The organism is Marinobacter nanhaiticus D15-8W, from assembly GCF_036511935.1.
In the GTDB taxonomy this organism is placed as follows: domain Bacteria; phylum Pseudomonadota; class Gammaproteobacteria; order Pseudomonadales; family Oleiphilaceae; genus Marinobacter_A; species Marinobacter_A nanhaiticus.
The window spans coordinates 4,901,803-4,918,751 of record NZ_AP028878.1; the positions used below are offsets into that span (position 1 = coordinate 4,901,803).

The window sequence follows — 16,949 nt, forward strand, 5'->3', positions numbered from 1 at the left end:
GGATCACCCATGACCATTGCGCCAACGATGGGACAAAGCGCTTCCACCCAGGAAGACACGTTCAAGCCGGACATCACTGCCCTCACCCGCGAGTTGAGGGAAGCGGTCGTCAAGAACTACGACGAATGGAAGGACGACTGGTTCAAGTCCGTATTCCTGGGCCACGAACAGGTCCTCGAGGTGAATGGCGCCAGCACTAGCAGCGGAGCCGACGAAGACGAAGTGGTCTCATCTACCGTCGCCCCGTGTGAGGAACTGCGCAAGCTCAAGATCGCCCACTTCCACGAGAACATCAAAAAGACGCCTATTCCTGAAACGCCGTTCGAGGTGCAGGAAAACAAGGGCGGCTGGCTTGGTGACGATTGGGAAACCGTGACCAGCGGCATCACCGATGCCAACGGGCTGGCCGAAGTGACCGTAACGCCGGGCAAGGAATACCGCGTTATCCTGGCGCCGGATATCTCCAAAGCCGATATGGATGCACTCTACGCCAGCTACGTTGGCTTCATCGAATCCTGCTGCAGTGTTCTCGACGAGGCCTGGAACAACGGGGCCAGCCAGCAATGGGACAGCTACCTCGCCCTGCCCGCCGATCGACGCGACGATGCCGTCTACGCCAGCGCCATCAGCGGACTTGCCGATGGCTTCACCGGCATCCTCGACGACCTCAAACGCATCTACGACATCATCTGCGGGCTGCTGGACTACGACTTCTCCGACATGCCGGAAGACATGGCCGAGCAGATGGAGAAACTCAAGGAAGCGGACGACGCCTACCTGAAAGCCTGTCTGGTGGCCAACGACGAAATCTTCCTTTTCATCGTGATGTACACGCTGCGGCAGTACTTCCGCATGCAGTCGCCCACCCAGCTTGCGGATATGGCCGGTGAGCTCCTCGGCCAGGTGCTGTTCGATGTGGTCGTGGGTCTGATTATTACCGGCGGCGCGGGACTGGCCGCCAAGTACGGCGCCCGGATCGGCACCAAGGCGGTGGCCAAGGCCGTCGGCCGGGCAGGTGATGACGTTCACGATGGTGTGGACCTGGGGCCGTTCCTGGTGAAACTATCCGACGGCTTCCAGCATTACATGGACGATATCGGCACCAATCACCGAAGGATCCAGACCGCAGGCGAAAGCAACCTGTCTCCTTCCTCGGCCGCACGCGGCGCGGACATGCAGACCCAGCATCCGGCGTACAACGCCTTGGGAGCCGACGAAAAAGCGTTACCCCTGCAGGCCCAGCGACACGACAGCGCAGCAGTCAGCGAGCGTGCCCGCAGCGACGGGCCGGACGAACCGTCACCCTCCACCACTGACCAGGGCCGCGCAACCCAGGACAATGCATCCACAGAAACCTGCGGCGATCCGGTTAGCACGGTTACCGGCGAGGAAATTCTGGAACTGGTGGATGCCCGTCTGGAGGGCCCCCTACCGTTCGAATTCAGACGGATCTACCGTTCTGGCTCCAGTGACCGTCAACTGGATATGGGTTATGGCTGGCGTCATAGCCTGAATCACAGCCTGGCTTTTACTGAAGACGGCATCACCTGGCACGACCACGAGGGCAAGAACACGCGTCTGCCTTCACTCGACAGCGCGCCTTTCGGTCGCAATTCACAGTCCGGCATGGCCGCCTGGCGGGACGGCACTCAGATCGTCACCTGCGCTGGTGAAAAACAACCTCGCTACCATTTCGAACGCCACGGCAATGAAGGCCGGCTGGTCCGCATCAGCGATCGCTATGGCAACGAACTGCATCTCGGTTACGACCTGCACGGGCGTATGCATCGTCTCGTCAACGACGCTAACCGGGCCCTGGCTTTCGAATACCGTGACGATCGTCTTGTCGCAGTCACACTTCTTCACCGCCGGCTGACCGACAACGGCCCCACCTGGGAACAACTGCAAACCGCCCACACCTACAATTACGACGGCGGTGATCTGGTCGAAGCCACCAATGCCGCCGGTGAAACCGAGCGCTATGCGTTCGATAACCACATGCTGGTCCAACGCACACTGGCCAGTGGCTATAGCTTCTACCTGGCCTGGGACGAAGCCGCGCCGCAAGGCCGCTGTATCCGCCAGTGGGGCGATAGCCCGGAAACCGACACCCACTTCGCCTGGGACGACGAGAAACACACCTGCACCATCACCTATGTCGATGGCAGCGAGGAACACTGGCAATACGACGGCGCCGCCCAGCTCCAGACCAAGATCGATCCGGACGGCGCCAAACATATTAACGAGTATGACGACCAGGGCCGGTTAGTCACCAGCGTCGATCCCCTCGGTGCCAAAACAACCTACAGCTACGACGAGACGGGCCGGCTGGTCAGCAAAGTGGGGCCTGACGAAAAGCCCATTCTCTTCACCTACCGTCAGGGTCGCATTGCGGAGATTCACCGCAGCGGCCAGGTCTGGACCTTTGCCTATACCGCTCACGGCGACCTCGCCCGGGAAATCGACCCCAAAGGCCGCGTTACAGCCTACAGCTACAACAGGCAGGGCCAACTCACGCGGGCGGATCTGCCCGACGGCCGTCGCCATACCTGGCAGTGGAACGACAAGGGCCAGTTGCTGGAAGAGCGCGCCCCCACCGGCGCCATCGAGAAATACCGCTACGATGCCTTCGGCCGATTGCTCGCCCGCAAGGACGCCCGGGGTGCGATCACCCAATACGTGCACGATCCGCTGGGGCGGGTGATCGAGGAACGTCTGTCCGGCAATCGCTCGCGCCGCTACGCCTACAACAGTTTTGGCAAGGTCACCCGCTTCACCGACGAACAGGGCCGTGAAACTCGCTACGAGTACGACCGCAACCTGCACCTGCTCAGCCGCCGCATCAATCCGGATGGCAGCGAGCTCAAGTACCGCTACGATCACCACCGCTTCCTCCTGACCCAGATCGAGAACGAGCGTGGCGAAAGCTACCGCATCGACTACTACCCGAACGGTCTGGTTCGCGAGGAAACCGCCTTCGATGGACGGCGTACAGGCTACAGCTACGACCTCAACGGTCGCCTGCTGGAGAAGACCGAGTACGGCACCGGCGAGGACGCGCTTCAGGTCACCCAATACGAACGCGATGTCGTCGGCCAGTTGACCAAAAAGGTTCTGCCGGATGGTCGTGAAGTCCAGTATCGCTACAACCGTGATGGCCAGTTGGTCGCCGTCGACGATGGCCATTGGCCGCTCGCGTTCCACTATGACGAGCAGGGTTTGCTGCGCACGGAGCACCAAGGCTGGGCGTCATTGCACTATCACTATGATGCGTTTGATCGCCTTAACGGCATGACCCTGCCCGACAGCCAGCGCATCGACTACCAACGCGATGCTTCCGGCCTACTGGCAGGCATCGATCTCAACGGAAGCGCGCTGACCCGCCACCGCATGGCGGCAACCGGCGAGGAGCTGGAGCGCACCCAGGGCGATCTCCTGAGCGCCTACGTCTACGACGACGAAGGGCGGCTTACCCAGCATCGCCTGCACCAGCAACGCGTCAAGGACATCTTCTACCAGCGCGACTACCAGTACGACACCACAGGCAACCTCAGGTCCGTCAACGACAGCCGCAAAGGTCTACGGGAATACGTCTACGATCCGCGTGACCGTCTGGTGGGCGTACGGGGCGACGTCTACGAACAACTGATCCACGATCCCGCCGGCAACCTGCTGGAGCAGGCGCAAAACGCGTCGCCCACGATCAATGCCAACGTCCAGGGCAACCGCCTGACCCTGCATGGTGACTGTCATTACGAGTACGACGACTTCGGTAACCTGGTCGCCGAGCGGCGTGGCAAGGACCAGAAACTGGTCACCACCTACCGCTACGACTGCGAACACCGCCTGGTGGAAGTTACCCGCCCCGACGGCCGAAGCTTCCGCTACGCCTACGATGCCTTTGGCCGCCGCATCGCCAAGGAAGACGAACACCAACGCATCGAATTTATCTGGCAGGGCGACCGCCTGATCGCGGAGGAAAGCGGCGACGACTATCGCACCTACCTTTACGAGCCTGACAGCTTCCGCCCGCTTGCCTTAGCGGACGGCTATGGTGCAGAAAACAGCCGCGTCTACTATTACCATCTGGACCATCTGGGCACTCCCCAGGAAATGACGGACGCTACCGGACACATCGTCTGGTCCGCCACCTACCGCGCCTATGGCAGCGTGGTCAAAAAGGAAATCGCCCAGGTCCAGAATCCGCTGAGATTCCAGGGCCAGTACTACGACCCCGAAACCGGCCTCCACTATAACCGCCATCGGTACTACAATCCGGCTACGGGACGGTTTATAACGCCTGATCCAATTGGCTTGGCGGGTGGTTTGAACAACTACCAGTATGTGCCGAATCCGACCGGGTGGGTGGATCCATTGGGGTTGATTGCTGGCTCAAACTGTTGCCCTGGTAAAGGAAACAATCCAGAAAATCCTTGGGAACTTGCGAATGAGTCTCCCATTCAAATACCTAAAAACGCTACTGTAAACGGACCGGTGGCGAAAAGTGCGGGCTACAGACAAGTCTCTTACAAGTGGACTGAAGAAGTTGAAGGTAGGATAAATCGCTTCGAGGTTCGATGGCATGAGCCCACACCCAACGCACCAGAGGGGACGTTACCAAACTGGCGTGTCACTAAAACGCTGTCCGGAACACCTGATGGGCGAATGCGCAAAGAGGTCTTCGAGCTGGCACAGGGAGACAATGGCACGCAATTTTGGATCCCAGAGCGCGAATTTCGCGATGCCACTCGCGCTTGGCGAAATGGCAATGCCACCGAGCATCAAATCGATTTGTTACGACGGGCACACTTTGAATGACGACTCAAAACGACATTAATATCCTTTTGGGTATAGAGCCCCCATCAGAAGGAAAGGCGAACGTGGTTCCAGTATACCTTGAGGAGCACTATGCGCGATTAGCGGCTATCGAAAACTTGAAAGCAGCAAGAGAAGAAAACGATGAAGCTCTGGCCGCCCTCGCCAAGACTACGATTTCAAATGAAGATGAAGAAATCCGCGAAGCCGCCCTATCAGCGCTTTGCGAAATATCTAGCGATAACAAACTCAAAAAAACCATCCTATATATTGCTTCAACAGATGCGAGTGAAAGTGTGCTTTCAACAGCATTAGAGCAAGCAGCACTACATTTTCCTGAGCTGGCAAAAAAAATGGCACTTCGACTTCAACACCACCCAGATCAATCTATATCCACTTACTCAATCGGGATATTAGCCATATAGTAGCTTATTGTTTTGCAACTAAAGGGAAACGGAAAGTGCTTAATAAAATACAGCTGAGTCTTATGTGACCCAAAGTGAAGAGCCTGCATAGCAAACGAAGCAGCCTATCTTCCGTCCACAACGGCCGCTGACGTTCGTCTAGACCTGCGGCGCCGCACCACCTATCGCTACGACTGCGAACACCGCCTGGTGGAAGTGATCCGCCCCGACGGCCGCAGCTTCCGCTACGCCTACGATGCCTTTGGCCGACGCATCGCCAAGGAAGACGACCACCAACGCACCGAATTTATCTGGCAGGGCGACCGCCTGATCGCCGAGGAAAGCGGCGACGACTACCGCACCTACCTCTACGAGCCGGACAGCTTCCGCCCGCTTGCCCTGGCCGATGGCTATGGCGCAGAAAACAGCCGCGTCTACTATTACCATCTGGACCACCTGGGCACCCCCCCAGGAAATGACGGACGCTACCGGACACATCGTCTGGTCCGCCACCTACCGCGCCTATGGCAGCGTGGTCAAAAAAGAGATAGCCGAGGTCCAGAATCCACTACGATTCCAGGGCCAGTACTACGACCCCGAAACCGGCCTCCACTACAACCGCCATCGGTACTACAATCCGGCTACGGGACGGTTTATAACGCCGGACCCCATTGGGTTGGCGGGTGGTTTGAACAACTATCAGTACGTGCCGAATCCGACCGGGTGGGTGGATCCTTTGGGGTTGGCTTGTGAGAAGGGGAATTGTCCTGGAGGAAAGCGGCCACCACTGCCAAGGGTTGATCTCGACCACATACGTGGCGAAATCAATCCATCTAAATGGATTCCCAAACTAAAAACCCGAATGCCCAGCGCGACAGGTGGCCATTATAAGAACCCTAACCTACGAATTTTAGAGGAACTCACCCCCCGAAACCCCGCTGGCGTTTATGAAGCTAGGGTCGAAGTTTTCGATCCAAAGTCACAAAATTGGGTGCCAAAGTTAAACCCGAAAGGGAATTCGGGAAAATCAACCATGTTCCCAGATGATTGGAACGAGGATCGTATCGTTAGCGAGATTCAGCAGGCTTATCAACAGGCAGGGGCACCGCCATCTGGAAAGTGGGTTGGCCAATCTTCTTCCGGACTAAATATAGAGGGCTACGCTGATGACTCGAACCGTCCATTTGAAATACGTACGGCTTGGCCCGTACTCGAGTAAAGGCTATTAGATCCATGAACTATCGATTCTTTGTCAACCAATCAAATTATCCTGTATGTGTGGTTGACGACGCCAAAGCATTTGGTCATTTTTTATCTTTCGAATTCGTGCCTCGCAGACTAGAAGAGCTTGAATCGGCCATTAAAAGGACGCAAGTTGGGCTTAAAGAAGAATTGGAAGTTGAACGGACCGATGCTGTTTTAACTTTTAGACCAGATAAAATGGTAGAACTAGATTTCTTCGAAGGCGATAACGAGGGAGGAAGCGAAATAACTTCACTCGCCGATTTTCGGAGCCTATTCAACGATTGGGTCAATTTCCTGGAGCATGAATGGAGGCGAAACCCGAGTGGTACGGTTTCCTGATCGAATGGAGGTTTTCTTCACGCACTGCCGAACCTCGGTCGGAAACGTATTATCATGACCAAAGAGCAAATTTTATCTTTGCTCGCCGAACTGCAAATCGTGAAGAAAATACCTAAAATTCAAGACCTTGTGGAAGCAAAGGATTATAAGTGGGTAATTGAGCAACCAGTTCGAGTCGATACCAGCACAGAGCTCATGCACCTCAATATCCATAGTGAAACCGTGGGTAAGCGTTCATTCCACGACGTAGTTGACCTACTTCACGTCACGGAGAGGCCTTAATAACTCCGGCGAGACCTTGTACTGTTTCCTGCCATCCTCACCCAGCACGATCACACTCTTGCGATTGATTTTGGTGACGATCCCCAACACCGGTCCTTCCCGGCCTTCGAAGGTCACTTTCAGGCCAACCCGCAATTGACTCAAGGCATGCAGGGTTTCTTGTTCTTGCAGTTCATCAATTCGCTGGCAGATGGTCTGGTTCAGTTCCAGCAACTGGTCGATGGTCATGTCCTCAATGCGCACGGACGTTGGCCTCCGGCTGTTTGTTCTGTCGGTCAGGGTGGCGTGGGTCGATCAGCGCCCGTAGCGGATTGTCGGCGAACCGGGGTTTCCAGAGTCGGGGCGTCAGGTCGCTGACTTCACGGGCCGGGTGCTGGCTGATACGTTGCAGCACGTCCACCAGATACGTGTACGGGGTAATATCGTGCAGCTTGCAGGTGCTGATCAGGCTCTGGATGACGCCCAGGTGTTCCGCGCCCAGTTCGGTCCAGCAGAACATCCAGTTTTTCTTGCCCATTGGAATGGGGCGTAGTGCTCGTTCCAGGTGGTTGGTGTCTGGCTGCACATCCGGGTCTTCCAGGAACACGGTCAGGCTCGCTTCACGGCTGAGCACGTAGTTCAGGGCTTTGGTCAGCGAATCGCTGGGCACGAGGCCGCCTTGCGCCAACTGATCCCGGCACCACTGGAAGAAGTCGCTGACCACCGGTTTCGAGTGATCCAACCGGTACTGGCGTTTCTTCTCGCCAGTCAGCCCCTGGGTTTTGATGGCCTCTTCATTCCGGTACACCGTGGCGATCTGTTGCAGCGCGTCGGTGACTATCTCCGGATGATCCTTCTGCGCCTCGATAAAGTAACGGCGACTGTGCACCCAGCATTGGGCATGGGTGACGTTTTCCTGGGCGGCGGCATAACGGGCATAGGCCGCGTAGCCGTCACTGATCAGGGTGCCGCTGAACGATTCGCTGAGTACTTCTTCGATATGGGCACGCCCACGGCTGTTAGAGTAAGTGAACACCACCTCGTCGGCATCGCCATACAGCGGCCAGAACCAGCCGGATTTCATCTTGCCCTTTTGCGGGCCGGCCCGGCCCTGATGACCGGCCTTGATGGGCGTTTCGTCCATGGCCAGTACCCGACTGCGCAGTACGTTGTCGGTCTGGGCATCCACAATGGGGCGCAGCAGGTCGATGGCACGCTTGACCAGATTGGTCAGAGTGCTGCGACTGACGGTGATACCGGCCTGTTGGATACGCTGGTGCTGGCGATACAGCGGCAGATGGAACTGGAATTTGTCCACCAGCAACCCGGCCAGCAGGCTGACATCGGCCAGGCTGTTGTCCAGCACGTTGAACGGAGCCGGTGTCGTGATGAGCTTCTCGGTGCCCTTGCGCCGGAACACCGGGCGTTCGCACTTAAGCACCACATAGCTGGAGGCCCGCTGGGCCAGCCGGTAGGTGGTCTTGCTGCCGATCACTTCGTACTGGTCAGCCTCCGGCCCGGTCAGTTCCGGTGGCAGGTGTTCAATGACCTCCACCGGCACATCGGCGGTGAAGCGCAGGCCGGTGTCGTTCAGGCAGTCGTCGTCCCGCTGCTTCTTACCGGTACCACGCTGATAGGCTTTAACCGTGCGCTTTTTCTCTTCCGGTGGGTTCTCCGGAACCGGTGCATCGCCTTCCTGGAACAGGCTGTTCTGGCCCGGCAGGTCAAATGCCTGCTTCTCGGATTTGGGGCCGAACAGCTGCTTCTTGAACCAGTCCAGCTGGCGCTGAAGGGTCTGGACCTGCTCACGCAGCAGTGCATTCTCCTCGGCCAGAGCCGAGGAGGACGATGCATTGGGAGAAGGAGCAGAAGCCGTTGAATTCATGACCGATATTATACCGGAACCCGGCCTTCTATACCCCTCGAAAACGCTTGAACTGGCGGTATTTCTGCACCTCAATGCCATCGATCAGCAGTTGCAGATCCGTCAGCGTCAGGGCTCGCTGACCGGAGGCAGATAAAGGCACCCGGAACTGTCCCTGCTCCAGGCGTTTGGCCCACAGGCAGTAACCAGTGGTCGTAAAATACAGCATCTTCATCTGAGTTTTACGGCGATTGACGAAGACGAAATACTGGCCGCTGAGCGGGTCGTGCTTCAACTGATTCCGGACCAGGGCGCTCAGGCCCCGGAACGATTTGCGCATATCGGTGGGCTCAGTGCACAGCCAGATCCGGGCCTGACTATCGAGCCCGATCATCCGTTCTGGCTCAGCCGCAGTTCCACGCCGTTGCCCAGGCTGAGCACAATGTTCCAGCCGGGGCCGGAGGATGGAGAGTTGCCCATCAACGACGAGAGATCCAGAAAATCGGCTTCACCGGGACCTGACGACTCATCAGTCGACGGGTCGGACAGGCGCTTGCGCCAGTTACAGAAGCTGGCGTAACCGATCTTCTCCTGTTTACAAAACTGCGGTGCTGACAAGCCGCTGGCGCGCTGCTGATCAACCAGGGTCTGCCACTGTTCTGGAGTACGGTGCTTTCTCATGGGGGTAACCTCGTATCGGGAAATGTGAGGTTACTGTAGAGCGAATCTCAGCGGGGTGGCAGAACGTCGCGGAATGAACGCTTACAACCGTGGAGCAATCCAACATCGAAAACTGGGGTTTCAAACAGGGTAGCGAAAAGCTCGCAGAAGCGGGTGACTTTGTAAAATTTGTCGCCTTCAAAGCGTCCGAATACTCGGCAAAAATCTATTCAGATGATGTAACTGAAGAACTAATCGGTTTAGTAGTAACCAAGAGACAGAATCGAGCTCCTAGCATTGATAGTGCAGGTAGAGTAATTGGCTAAATGCCGGCGAACCCCATTGAACAATGACTATCTATTGGTTCAAAGAGTGCTCATTTTGCCATCAAGGGCGGTTGATAATCGTCTACGACGTAACAAACCTAAGACTCTATCTTCACTGCGAGGAATGCGAGCGTGGGTGGCTTGATCCAGCTGAGGCGGAGAACGCAGGAAAAGGCTTTTTGACCCTTTTAGAATCTTTTGAAACGGAAATGCCTTCATTAAAAATGATAGAGAACATGGGCTGGTTAGAGTATGTAGGCGGGCGGTTCGAAGAATAGACACGCCTAAAAATGATGACGAAGAGTCGCCACCGTATCTCCTACGCTCGCAGCGGTCACCAACACTTCCACTGCGAGCCTAGAAGGCTTCTATTAATAACTTAACGCTGCACCATCGTCCTCGCCCCCTGAATAAACTTCTCCTTATCCCGCTCTAACTTCGGTTTCTCAACCCCACTCTGACAGCCAGGCCGCTGCCCCAACTCGTCCAACCAACGGTTCAGGTGGACCAATCCTTCCACCGAAGCGCCCGACCATTTATGGGTTCTCACCCAGGTCCAGTTGGCGATGTCGGCGATGGTGAACTCGTCGCAGGCGAGGTAGGGGGACTCGGCCAGCCGTGAATCGAGTACTTCGAACAGGCGGCGGCATTCGTTCTGGTAGCGGTCGATGGCGGGTTGGATCTTTTCCGGAAAGTAGCGGTAGAAGACATTGGCCTGGCCCATCATGGGGCCAACGCCGCCCATCTGGAACATGAGCCATTGCAGCACTCGGGAGCGTACTTTCGGATCGCTGGGGTAGAGCTTGCCGTACTTCTCGCCCAGGTAGATCAGGATGGCGCCGGACTCGAAGACCACGAAGTCGTCGTTGTCGCGATCAACGATGACGGGGATGCGGCCATTGGGATTCATTCGGAGGAAGTCCGGCGTCTTCTGCTCGCCCTTGGAAAGGTCCACCGGAATGAGGTTGTACTCGACGCCCATTTCATCGAGCGCCACCGTTACCTTATGCCCGTTGGGCGTGGGGGAGGTATAAACATCGATCATCCCGAAACTCCTTACACCTGGGCGGACGGGCGGGCTTTGATGCGGTCAAACCAGGCCTGCAAGTGCGTCTGTTCCGGCTTGATACGGATGTCGTTGACCTTGTTGAAGGCAACCGTGGTGAAGGCGTTGATATCCGCCGCGGTGAAGGTGTCGCCGCAGATATATTCATGGTCTGCCAGATGCTTGTCCAGGAAGTGGAAGAACTTCTCGACATTCTTGCCGCACTCCTCACCCCATTCCTTGATCGGATTCATGCGATCCTTGAAATAGCCGGTGGTGTGCTGAAAGCACATGCCCGTGGGCAGGAACAGATAGAACTCGATCCAGCGCAGCCATTGCTCGACGTGGGCTTTGCCGATAGCGTCTTCACCCAGCAGCGGTGTCGTATCCGGGTGCAGTTCCTCGAAATAGCGGCAGATGGCCATGGTCTCGGCGATGCTAGTGCCGTCGTCGAGCTGAAGCACCGGAACTTTCTTCATGGGGTTCATGGCGGCGTATTCGGGGGTGAGGTTCTCGCCTTTCTGCAGGTCGATCTGGACGAACTCGACCTCGTCCAGCAGTCCTTTCTCGGCCAGGAACATGCGTACGCGACGGGGATTCGGGGCAGTCTTGGTTTCGTAGATCTTCATGGACTCTCCTGTTGGCAACTGTCGTTTGTTGTTATTACAGACCTTGCCCTACTACTCCGTATCACTCTGCAGAACAAGGGTTCGTTAGCAGGCTCAGAAACCAGAGCTTGCCGCTCGGGCGGTTCCCGGTCAAGCGGCGACTTGCGTGCCGTTGATATAACGGGTGATCTCTCCGATGAGCCAATCGGGGTCGTCCAGGGGTAAGTCATGGCCCGCGTCGGGGTGCAGGCGCATTGTCCATTGCCACCGTTCTGCCAGCGCTTCGCTGCAGCGCCAGTCGACAATACGGTCGCCCTTGCTGGCCAACAGCAAGGCCTCCGGCATGGGCCGTTCCTTCATCGGCCGATAGCGTGCGGCTGCCGTGAGTTGACGCATTGCATTCGAAGCGGAAACCGGGCGCTGGGCCTGGATGCTATACCAGCGTTGCACCGTCGCCGGATTGAGTTGGCGATTCGATGTGAGCGCCACCACCTGGGCTTCGCGCTCCCGCAGGTCACGCAGGGTCAGCAGCCGCAGCAGGGTGGGCCAGGTCCTGGGCTTGAGGCGATGCCAGGGGCGGTTGAATCCACTGCTGGTATTGATAAGGATGAGGTGCTGGATTTCACCGGAGCGGGCGTGCTGAGCCCAGTCCACCGCAATCATCGCGCCCATGGACAGGGCAATCAGACCAAATGGACCGGGGATGTGGCCCACCTGCTTTTGCACCGCTTCGCGAATGGCCGGCACGGTCCAGGGACTTGTTTCCCGAAAGCGGGTGCCCGTACCTGGCAGGTCGACAGCGTGAAACTTATGTTGAGGAAAGGCATCGCGCAGGCGTTCGGGCAAGACACCCCAATGCGCATGCTCGCGGGTCAGGCCACGCAACAAGATCCAATGCATCCGGCGTTCCTTAAAGCATCACTTCCATCCCGGCTCCAATTCACCGGGACCACCAACGGCCTATCGTCATCCCTGTTCGCGATACCAGTGCATGATAGCCGCCTCCCTGAGCATGGGCTCCTGAGCCTTGGCTGGCAACCAGTTTTCATGATTGGCCGCCGCCCGCATCAGGAAGTCGATAAAGCTCAGATGAGAGCGTAGCACCCGCTGATGACGATGGGGGACCATCGGGTTGAACAGCCCCTCCAACCGCAGGAGCTGGCGCGGCCGTTTGCGGATCCAGCGCCAGGACCCCATCTCCAGCGTCAGCGGGATAAAGGCGCCCTCACCCTTGCGATTGACCTCTTTGTAGAAGTAGTCCCAGAGGTCGCCGTGGGTCAGGTAATGGCGGGATTGCGGCTCGAAGGCATAGGTATGATTGGGGTAAGCCTGCTCCCAAAGCAGCTTTAGCGCCATCACCGACGCGATGCGGCGCATGGGCCGGCGCCGGTAGGCGTAGGGAAACCAAATCTGGTCCTGCCAGCCGAATCCCGAGTGGCAGTCGAGCGCCACACTGAACGGCCGGCCAGGCAAGAGTTCACGGATCACCGCTTCAAGCGCGACGTTTTCCGGCTCCATCCCCTTCTCCGGCGTGCCGGTGTACCAGGGCAAACGACGCGAAACCCGCTGCCCACCGAGCAGGAAGGTGCTGGCGCCTTGAGCCTCGATCGGCGCGTTGCGCATGAGGTCCACACCATTGGGATTACTGCGCTGGTTGAGGAACATGCCACCGGGATTGAGGATCGGCAGCAGGGTGATGCGGATACGCGAGAGCAGGTCCTGCATCTCACGATCCCAGGTCAGTCGATTGAGCAGGCTTTGCAGCCACGCCAAGGTGACTTGGGCACCGATACGCTCAAGGCCATGGACGCCACCCACCAGTAGCAGGACCGGCACGTCCGGCGCCTCGCTGCCGATGTCCACCCGGTAAAGAGGCAACGTCACCTCTTTCAGGGCGACACGCTCTATCACCCGAGCCTGTACCCGCTCGGATGCTTCGGCCAGCATGCGCTCGAGGGAAACCATTTCCGGCAGGTAGTCGCGCAACAACCGACGCTGGCGACGGTCACGGGTCGATTGCTCCAACGGAATGGCCGCGTGAGGCGTGAGGTCCCGCAGTTCTGTCATTGCACTTTTCTCCCGATCTCCCGGATGACGTCAACCTTTCATTCTAGCGGCCCGTTGCTACAGATTGATGAAACCCGACGCGGCGTCAGGTCTTCGCCTGCCTCTTCATGGCATGAAAGGGCATGACATGGAAGCTCCGGCTATCGGACGGCGCCTGTTCGCGCTCCGTCAAACCGTAATCGCGCATCACGTGCGCTACGCGTAGCCGATAATGCGCGAAGATAGACTCGCGGCCGGCCCGTTGGGCGCCGCGGTGCGCCTCCTGATTTCGCCAGCGCTGAACGGCAGCTTCGTCCTCCCAGAACGACAACGACAGGTAGCGGCCAGGTGCATTGAGACTCTGGAAGCGTTCGACGGAGATAAAGCCCTCAACGGTTTCCAGCACCGGTTTCAGATCGGCTGCCAGTGAGAAATACCGGTCCTCATACCCTGCCCGTGGTTCCAGTTCGAAGATGACGGCAATCATTGTCCCGCCTCCAGATGGACATCGGACCCGACCGGCAGCTTGTGCAGCGTACCGGGCACGGGTGTCAGGAAGGTACGCCGTTCCTCGAGAATGAACATTTGCTCCTGGGCAAAGAGAAAATTCTCGCGACCGGCCTCGTCCGTCTTCAAACGAGCCCGATAGGCTTCATATGCGGCCAGCGACGCAAAGCTGATCAGACCATAGGCGATGTTATTGGTGCCCTCGTACGGCATGAAGTAACCCACCAGCTCACCTCCACAGGCGGGAATGATCTCGCCCCAGCGTTGGGCATAGGCGAGGAAGTCGTTCAGCTTGAAAGGATCGAGGCGGTATTCGATAAAGCAGGTTATAGCCATGGCCATTGTCTCCCTGGGGTTTCTGGGCCAGTCTATGGCTTTATCCCAGGCATGCTTCGACGGAGACCGAAGTGTGACGAGGGATGATGTGAGATAGATAGCCAGATGATGAACAGCATGACGATGAAACCCACCCTGGCACCGGAGCCGGATATCACCGACGTCGCCGCGCTGGTTGGCGAACCGGCACGTGCCCGCATGATGATGGCCCTGATGGGCGGCCAGGCGCTGACAGCGAGCGAGCTGGCCGTGGAAGCCGATATCACGGCGCAGACCGCCAGCAGCCATCTGGCCAGACTGGTCGAGGGCCACTTGCTCAACGTTCGCAAACAGGGACGCCACCGCTACTTCCAGATCAGCCGGCCAGCGGTCGCGGAACTCCTCGAATCCCTGCTCAACCTGTCTGTTCGTGCAGGGCCACAGCGCATCACCCCCGGACCCAGTGACCCGCAGCTTCGGGAGGCGCGCATCTGCTATGACCACCTGGCCGGGCGCTGGAGCGTTGCGCTATACGATACCCTGCACTCGGAGAAACTACTGGTTGAAGCGCATGGCACCGCGGTACTGACTGAAAAGGGGGCTACTTTTTTCAGGGATAGGGGCGCCAATATCGATCAACTGCACCGACATCGGCGGCCCATATGTCGCGCTTGTCTGGACTGGAGCGAACGCCGCCATCATCTGGCCGGCGCACTCGGTCAATGGTTGCTGGACGATATCCTGTCCCGCGGTTGGGCCCGAAAAGATCTGGATTCCCGTATCGTCCGCTTCAGCGCCTCGGGTCTGGCGCGCTTCAGAAACCACTATCTGCTTGCCGATTGATCATAGATTGGTCAGGATGAAATCAAGACCTCATTCCTGAATCAACGAGTGTTCCCATGCGCATCCGCAAAGCCTCGCTGCACGACGCCCCCCAGATCGCACGTTTGGCCACTGAACTGGGCTACCGTTCCACCGCTGTGGACATCAACGAACGACTGGACCTGTTGATGGGCCGCGCAGACCGCTACATCGCTGTTGCGGATGCCGGGGATGAAAAGATACTGGGCTGGATCGCGGTGGAAAAACGTCTGCTGCTGGAATCCGGCGAGAAAGCCGAGATCGTCGGGCTGATCGTCACCGAGCAGAGTGCACGCCAGGGCGTGGGCGCCGCGCTGCTCAAGGCAGCGGAGAAATGGGCAGCCAGCCGGGGGCTCGATCTTATCGCGGTCCGCTCGAACACCGAACGCAACGCGGCTCACCCCTTTTACGAGGCCCAGGGCTACGAACGCCGCAAGACCCAGCACGTCTATCTCAAATCCCTCAAGCCAACCGATCACTGAGTCTGGCCCGTAAGGTTTAACACGAGTGGCGATCGGAGAATCGAACGATGGATACGAAGGAACGTTTCCTGAAACTGCCCCACCCTACCCATGACAGCCAGGTACCGCTGGAAACCGCGCTGGCCTCCCGACGCAGCTGCCGGGCGTTCGACCGGCGTATCGTTCCGCTTCAGGCCCTATCCCAGCTGCTTTGGGCGGGCCAGGGTATCGATACGCAGACCCGCAAACGCCCAGCGCCCTCGGCGAAGCAGCACTACCCCCTAACGCTGCATGCCGTCGCTCACCACGTCAGCAAACTCTCCATTGACGTCTATCGCTACAACCCGGGCAATCACAGTTTGTCGCCCACCGGATTGGGCGACTTACGTTCCACCTTGCAGGGATACGTGCTGGAAGACCAGCCCTGGCTCGGCGAAGCGCCGCTAATGATTGCGGTCAGTGCGGATATCGATGGGATGGATGCGGCGTTCGCCGAACAACCGCCGCTGGGACGGGGCGCTCGGTACGCCTACATCGAAGCGGGAGCAGTAGCGCAGAATATCCAGCTCCAGGCCTGCGCGCTGGAAATGGGTTCGGTGCTGGCGGGGGCGTTTGATGACGGGGCCGTTGCAGAAGCGCTCATGCTACCGGGAGGACATCTTCCCGTTGGGCTGGTCTGTTTGGGCTATCCTCACGGCTAGGACCGTTCGACCGATTCGTTCGGAAGAAGTGGCCACGGAGTTTGCGTGGCCGGCGCCTAGTCGAGGACTTTCGTAAAACAGCCTTCAGGCTGCCTTGCGAAAGTCCTCGGACCGGACCGTCTTGTCGCGCTTGCGGTTGTAGCGGGTTTTGTCCTTGACGACCTGCATACGGTAAAGGGGTGAGCGCAGATCGCGCTGGACCTGACTATGTTGGGTGGGTGTTCGCTTCTTTCTAGCCATAATGGGCTCCTCAATGGTCTGAGCCCGCATGATAAGGTGCATCCAGCGTAGCTCGCAATCCGCAGAGCTACGGAGCCGATCTTCAAGCCCGTCGCCCGAATCCGTCCAAGAAACACAAGATAGATACCTAAAACCGTGTTATTTCGCCAAGCGAAACCTAATTTCCTTTTGCAAACTTAAATTACATAACTGAACGGAAAAACTTCTTCTTTTCAGGATACTGGCAGGGCTCTTAGAAGCTCAATTTACAC

Annotated in this window: 18 protein-coding genes and 2 pseudogenes; 9 read left to right on the forward strand and 11 right to left on the reverse strand. The window is 57.9% G+C overall.

All coding sequences use genetic code 11. From position 1 onward, the window contains the following. The first annotated feature begins 9 nt into the window (after positions 1-9). From RE428_RS22070 to RE428_RS22095, 6 genes and pseudogenes are all read left to right on the forward strand, one after another. Entirely contained in the window at positions 10-4,818 is a 4,809-nt protein-coding gene (locus tag RE428_RS22070) for an RHS repeat-associated core domain-containing protein (RefSeq protein WP_004579996.1), read from the forward strand. Further along, on the forward strand, positions 4,815-5,240 hold the full coding sequence (locus tag RE428_RS22075) for a hypothetical protein (RefSeq protein WP_004579995.1): 426 nt from the start codon (positions 4,815-4,817) through the stop codon (positions 5,238-5,240). Before RE428_RS22070 ends, RE428_RS22075 begins: the two co-directional genes overlap by 4 nt. Before the next feature lie 156 nt (positions 5,241-5,396). Continuing rightward, positions 5,397-6,012 (forward strand): annotated as a pseudogene (locus RE428_RS24495) (RHS repeat domain-containing protein); the annotation flags it as partial. Between the two features lie 99 nt (positions 6,013-6,111). Beyond that, positions 6,112-6,438, forward strand: a pseudogene (locus RE428_RS24500) (EndoU domain-containing protein); the annotation flags it as partial. Between the two features lie 14 nt (positions 6,439-6,452). Further along, entirely contained in the window at positions 6,453-6,803 is a 351-nt protein-coding gene (locus RE428_RS22090) for a hypothetical protein (RefSeq protein WP_004579994.1), read from the forward strand. 54 nt (positions 6,804-6,857) lie between these two features. Continuing rightward, positions 6,858-7,085, forward strand: coding sequence for a hypothetical protein (locus tag RE428_RS22095; protein ID WP_154660734.1), 228 nt, complete (start codon positions 6,858-6,860; stop codon positions 7,083-7,085). Here the strand turns inward: RE428_RS22095 and RE428_RS22100 are convergent. The 10 genes from RE428_RS22100 to RE428_RS22145 form a co-directional block, all read right to left on the reverse strand. Further along, entirely contained in the window at positions 7,059-7,328 is a 270-nt protein-coding gene (locus RE428_RS22100; RefSeq protein ID WP_004578758.1) for a hypothetical protein, read from the reverse strand. The genes RE428_RS22095 and RE428_RS22100 overlap by 27 nt on opposite strands. Further along, the gene (tnpC, locus tag RE428_RS22105) at positions 7,318-8,949 is read right to left on the reverse strand and encodes an IS66 family transposase (protein ID WP_004578759.1); all 1,632 of its coding nucleotides are present in this window, start codon (positions 8,947-8,949) and stop codon (positions 7,318-7,320) included. The genes RE428_RS22100 and tnpC overlap by 11 nt, the downstream gene beginning before the upstream one ends. A 28-nt stretch (positions 8,950-8,977) precedes the next feature. Further along, positions 8,978-9,322, reverse strand: a complete 345-nt coding sequence (gene tnpB / locus RE428_RS22110; protein ID WP_004578760.1) for an IS66 family insertion sequence element accessory protein TnpB — start codon at positions 9,320-9,322, stop codon at positions 8,978-8,980. Then, positions 9,319-9,609: an IS66 family insertion sequence element accessory protein TnpA gene (gene tnpA, locus RE428_RS22115; protein ID WP_004578761.1), complete on the reverse strand. Its 291-nt coding sequence runs from the start codon at positions 9,607-9,609 to the stop codon at positions 9,319-9,321. Before tnpA ends, tnpB begins: the two co-directional genes overlap by 4 nt. Before the next feature lie 684 nt (positions 9,610-10,293). Further along, positions 10,294-10,959, reverse strand: coding sequence for a glutathione S-transferase family protein (locus tag RE428_RS22120; RefSeq protein WP_004579993.1), 666 nt, complete (start codon positions 10,957-10,959; stop codon positions 10,294-10,296). Positions 10,960-10,970: 11 nt separating this feature from the next. Next, entirely contained in the window at positions 10,971-11,588 is a 618-nt protein-coding gene (locus RE428_RS22125) for a glutathione S-transferase family protein (protein ID WP_004579992.1), read from the reverse strand. Between the two features lie 129 nt (positions 11,589-11,717). Continuing rightward, positions 11,718-12,467, reverse strand: a complete 750-nt coding sequence (locus RE428_RS22130; protein WP_004579991.1) for an alpha/beta fold hydrolase — start codon at positions 12,465-12,467, stop codon at positions 11,718-11,720. Positions 12,468-12,533: 66 nt separating this feature from the next. Then, the gene (locus tag RE428_RS22135; protein WP_004579990.1) at positions 12,534-13,634 is read right to left on the reverse strand and encodes a M14 family zinc carboxypeptidase; all 1,101 of its coding nucleotides are present in this window, start codon (positions 13,632-13,634) and stop codon (positions 12,534-12,536) included. Between the two features lie 85 nt (positions 13,635-13,719). Beyond that, a complete protein-coding gene (locus RE428_RS22140; RefSeq protein WP_004579989.1) occupies positions 13,720-14,100 on the reverse strand; it encodes an antibiotic biosynthesis monooxygenase family protein in 381 nt (126 codons plus the stop codon). Beyond that, entirely contained in the window at positions 14,097-14,456 is a 360-nt protein-coding gene (locus RE428_RS22145) for an NIPSNAP family protein (RefSeq protein WP_004579988.1), read from the reverse strand. The genes RE428_RS22140 and RE428_RS22145 overlap by 4 nt, the downstream gene beginning before the upstream one ends. Before the next feature lie 117 nt (positions 14,457-14,573). On the opposite strand from RE428_RS22145, the gene RE428_RS22150 reads away from it, so the two are divergent. From RE428_RS22150 to RE428_RS22160, 3 genes are read left to right on the forward strand one after another with little or no spacing between them, the layout of a single operon-like run. Then, entirely contained in the window at positions 14,574-15,278 is a 705-nt protein-coding gene (locus RE428_RS22150; protein ID WP_227500191.1) for an ArsR/SmtB family transcription factor, read from the forward strand. A 56-nt stretch (positions 15,279-15,334) separates the two neighbouring features. After that, positions 15,335-15,778, forward strand: a complete 444-nt coding sequence (locus RE428_RS22155) for a GNAT family N-acetyltransferase (protein WP_004579986.1) — start codon at positions 15,335-15,337, stop codon at positions 15,776-15,778. Positions 15,779-15,825: 47 nt separating this feature from the next. Then, the gene (locus RE428_RS22160; protein ID WP_004579985.1) at positions 15,826-16,458 is read left to right on the forward strand and encodes a nitroreductase family protein; all 633 of its coding nucleotides are present in this window, start codon (positions 15,826-15,828) and stop codon (positions 16,456-16,458) included. An 84-nt stretch (positions 16,459-16,542) separates the two neighbouring features. On the opposite strand, the gene RE428_RS22165 is transcribed toward RE428_RS22160, so the two are convergent. Next, a complete protein-coding gene (locus RE428_RS22165) occupies positions 16,543-16,698 on the reverse strand; it encodes a hypothetical protein (protein ID WP_169334054.1) in 156 nt (51 codons plus the stop codon). Positions 16,699-16,949: the final 251 nt, after the last annotated feature.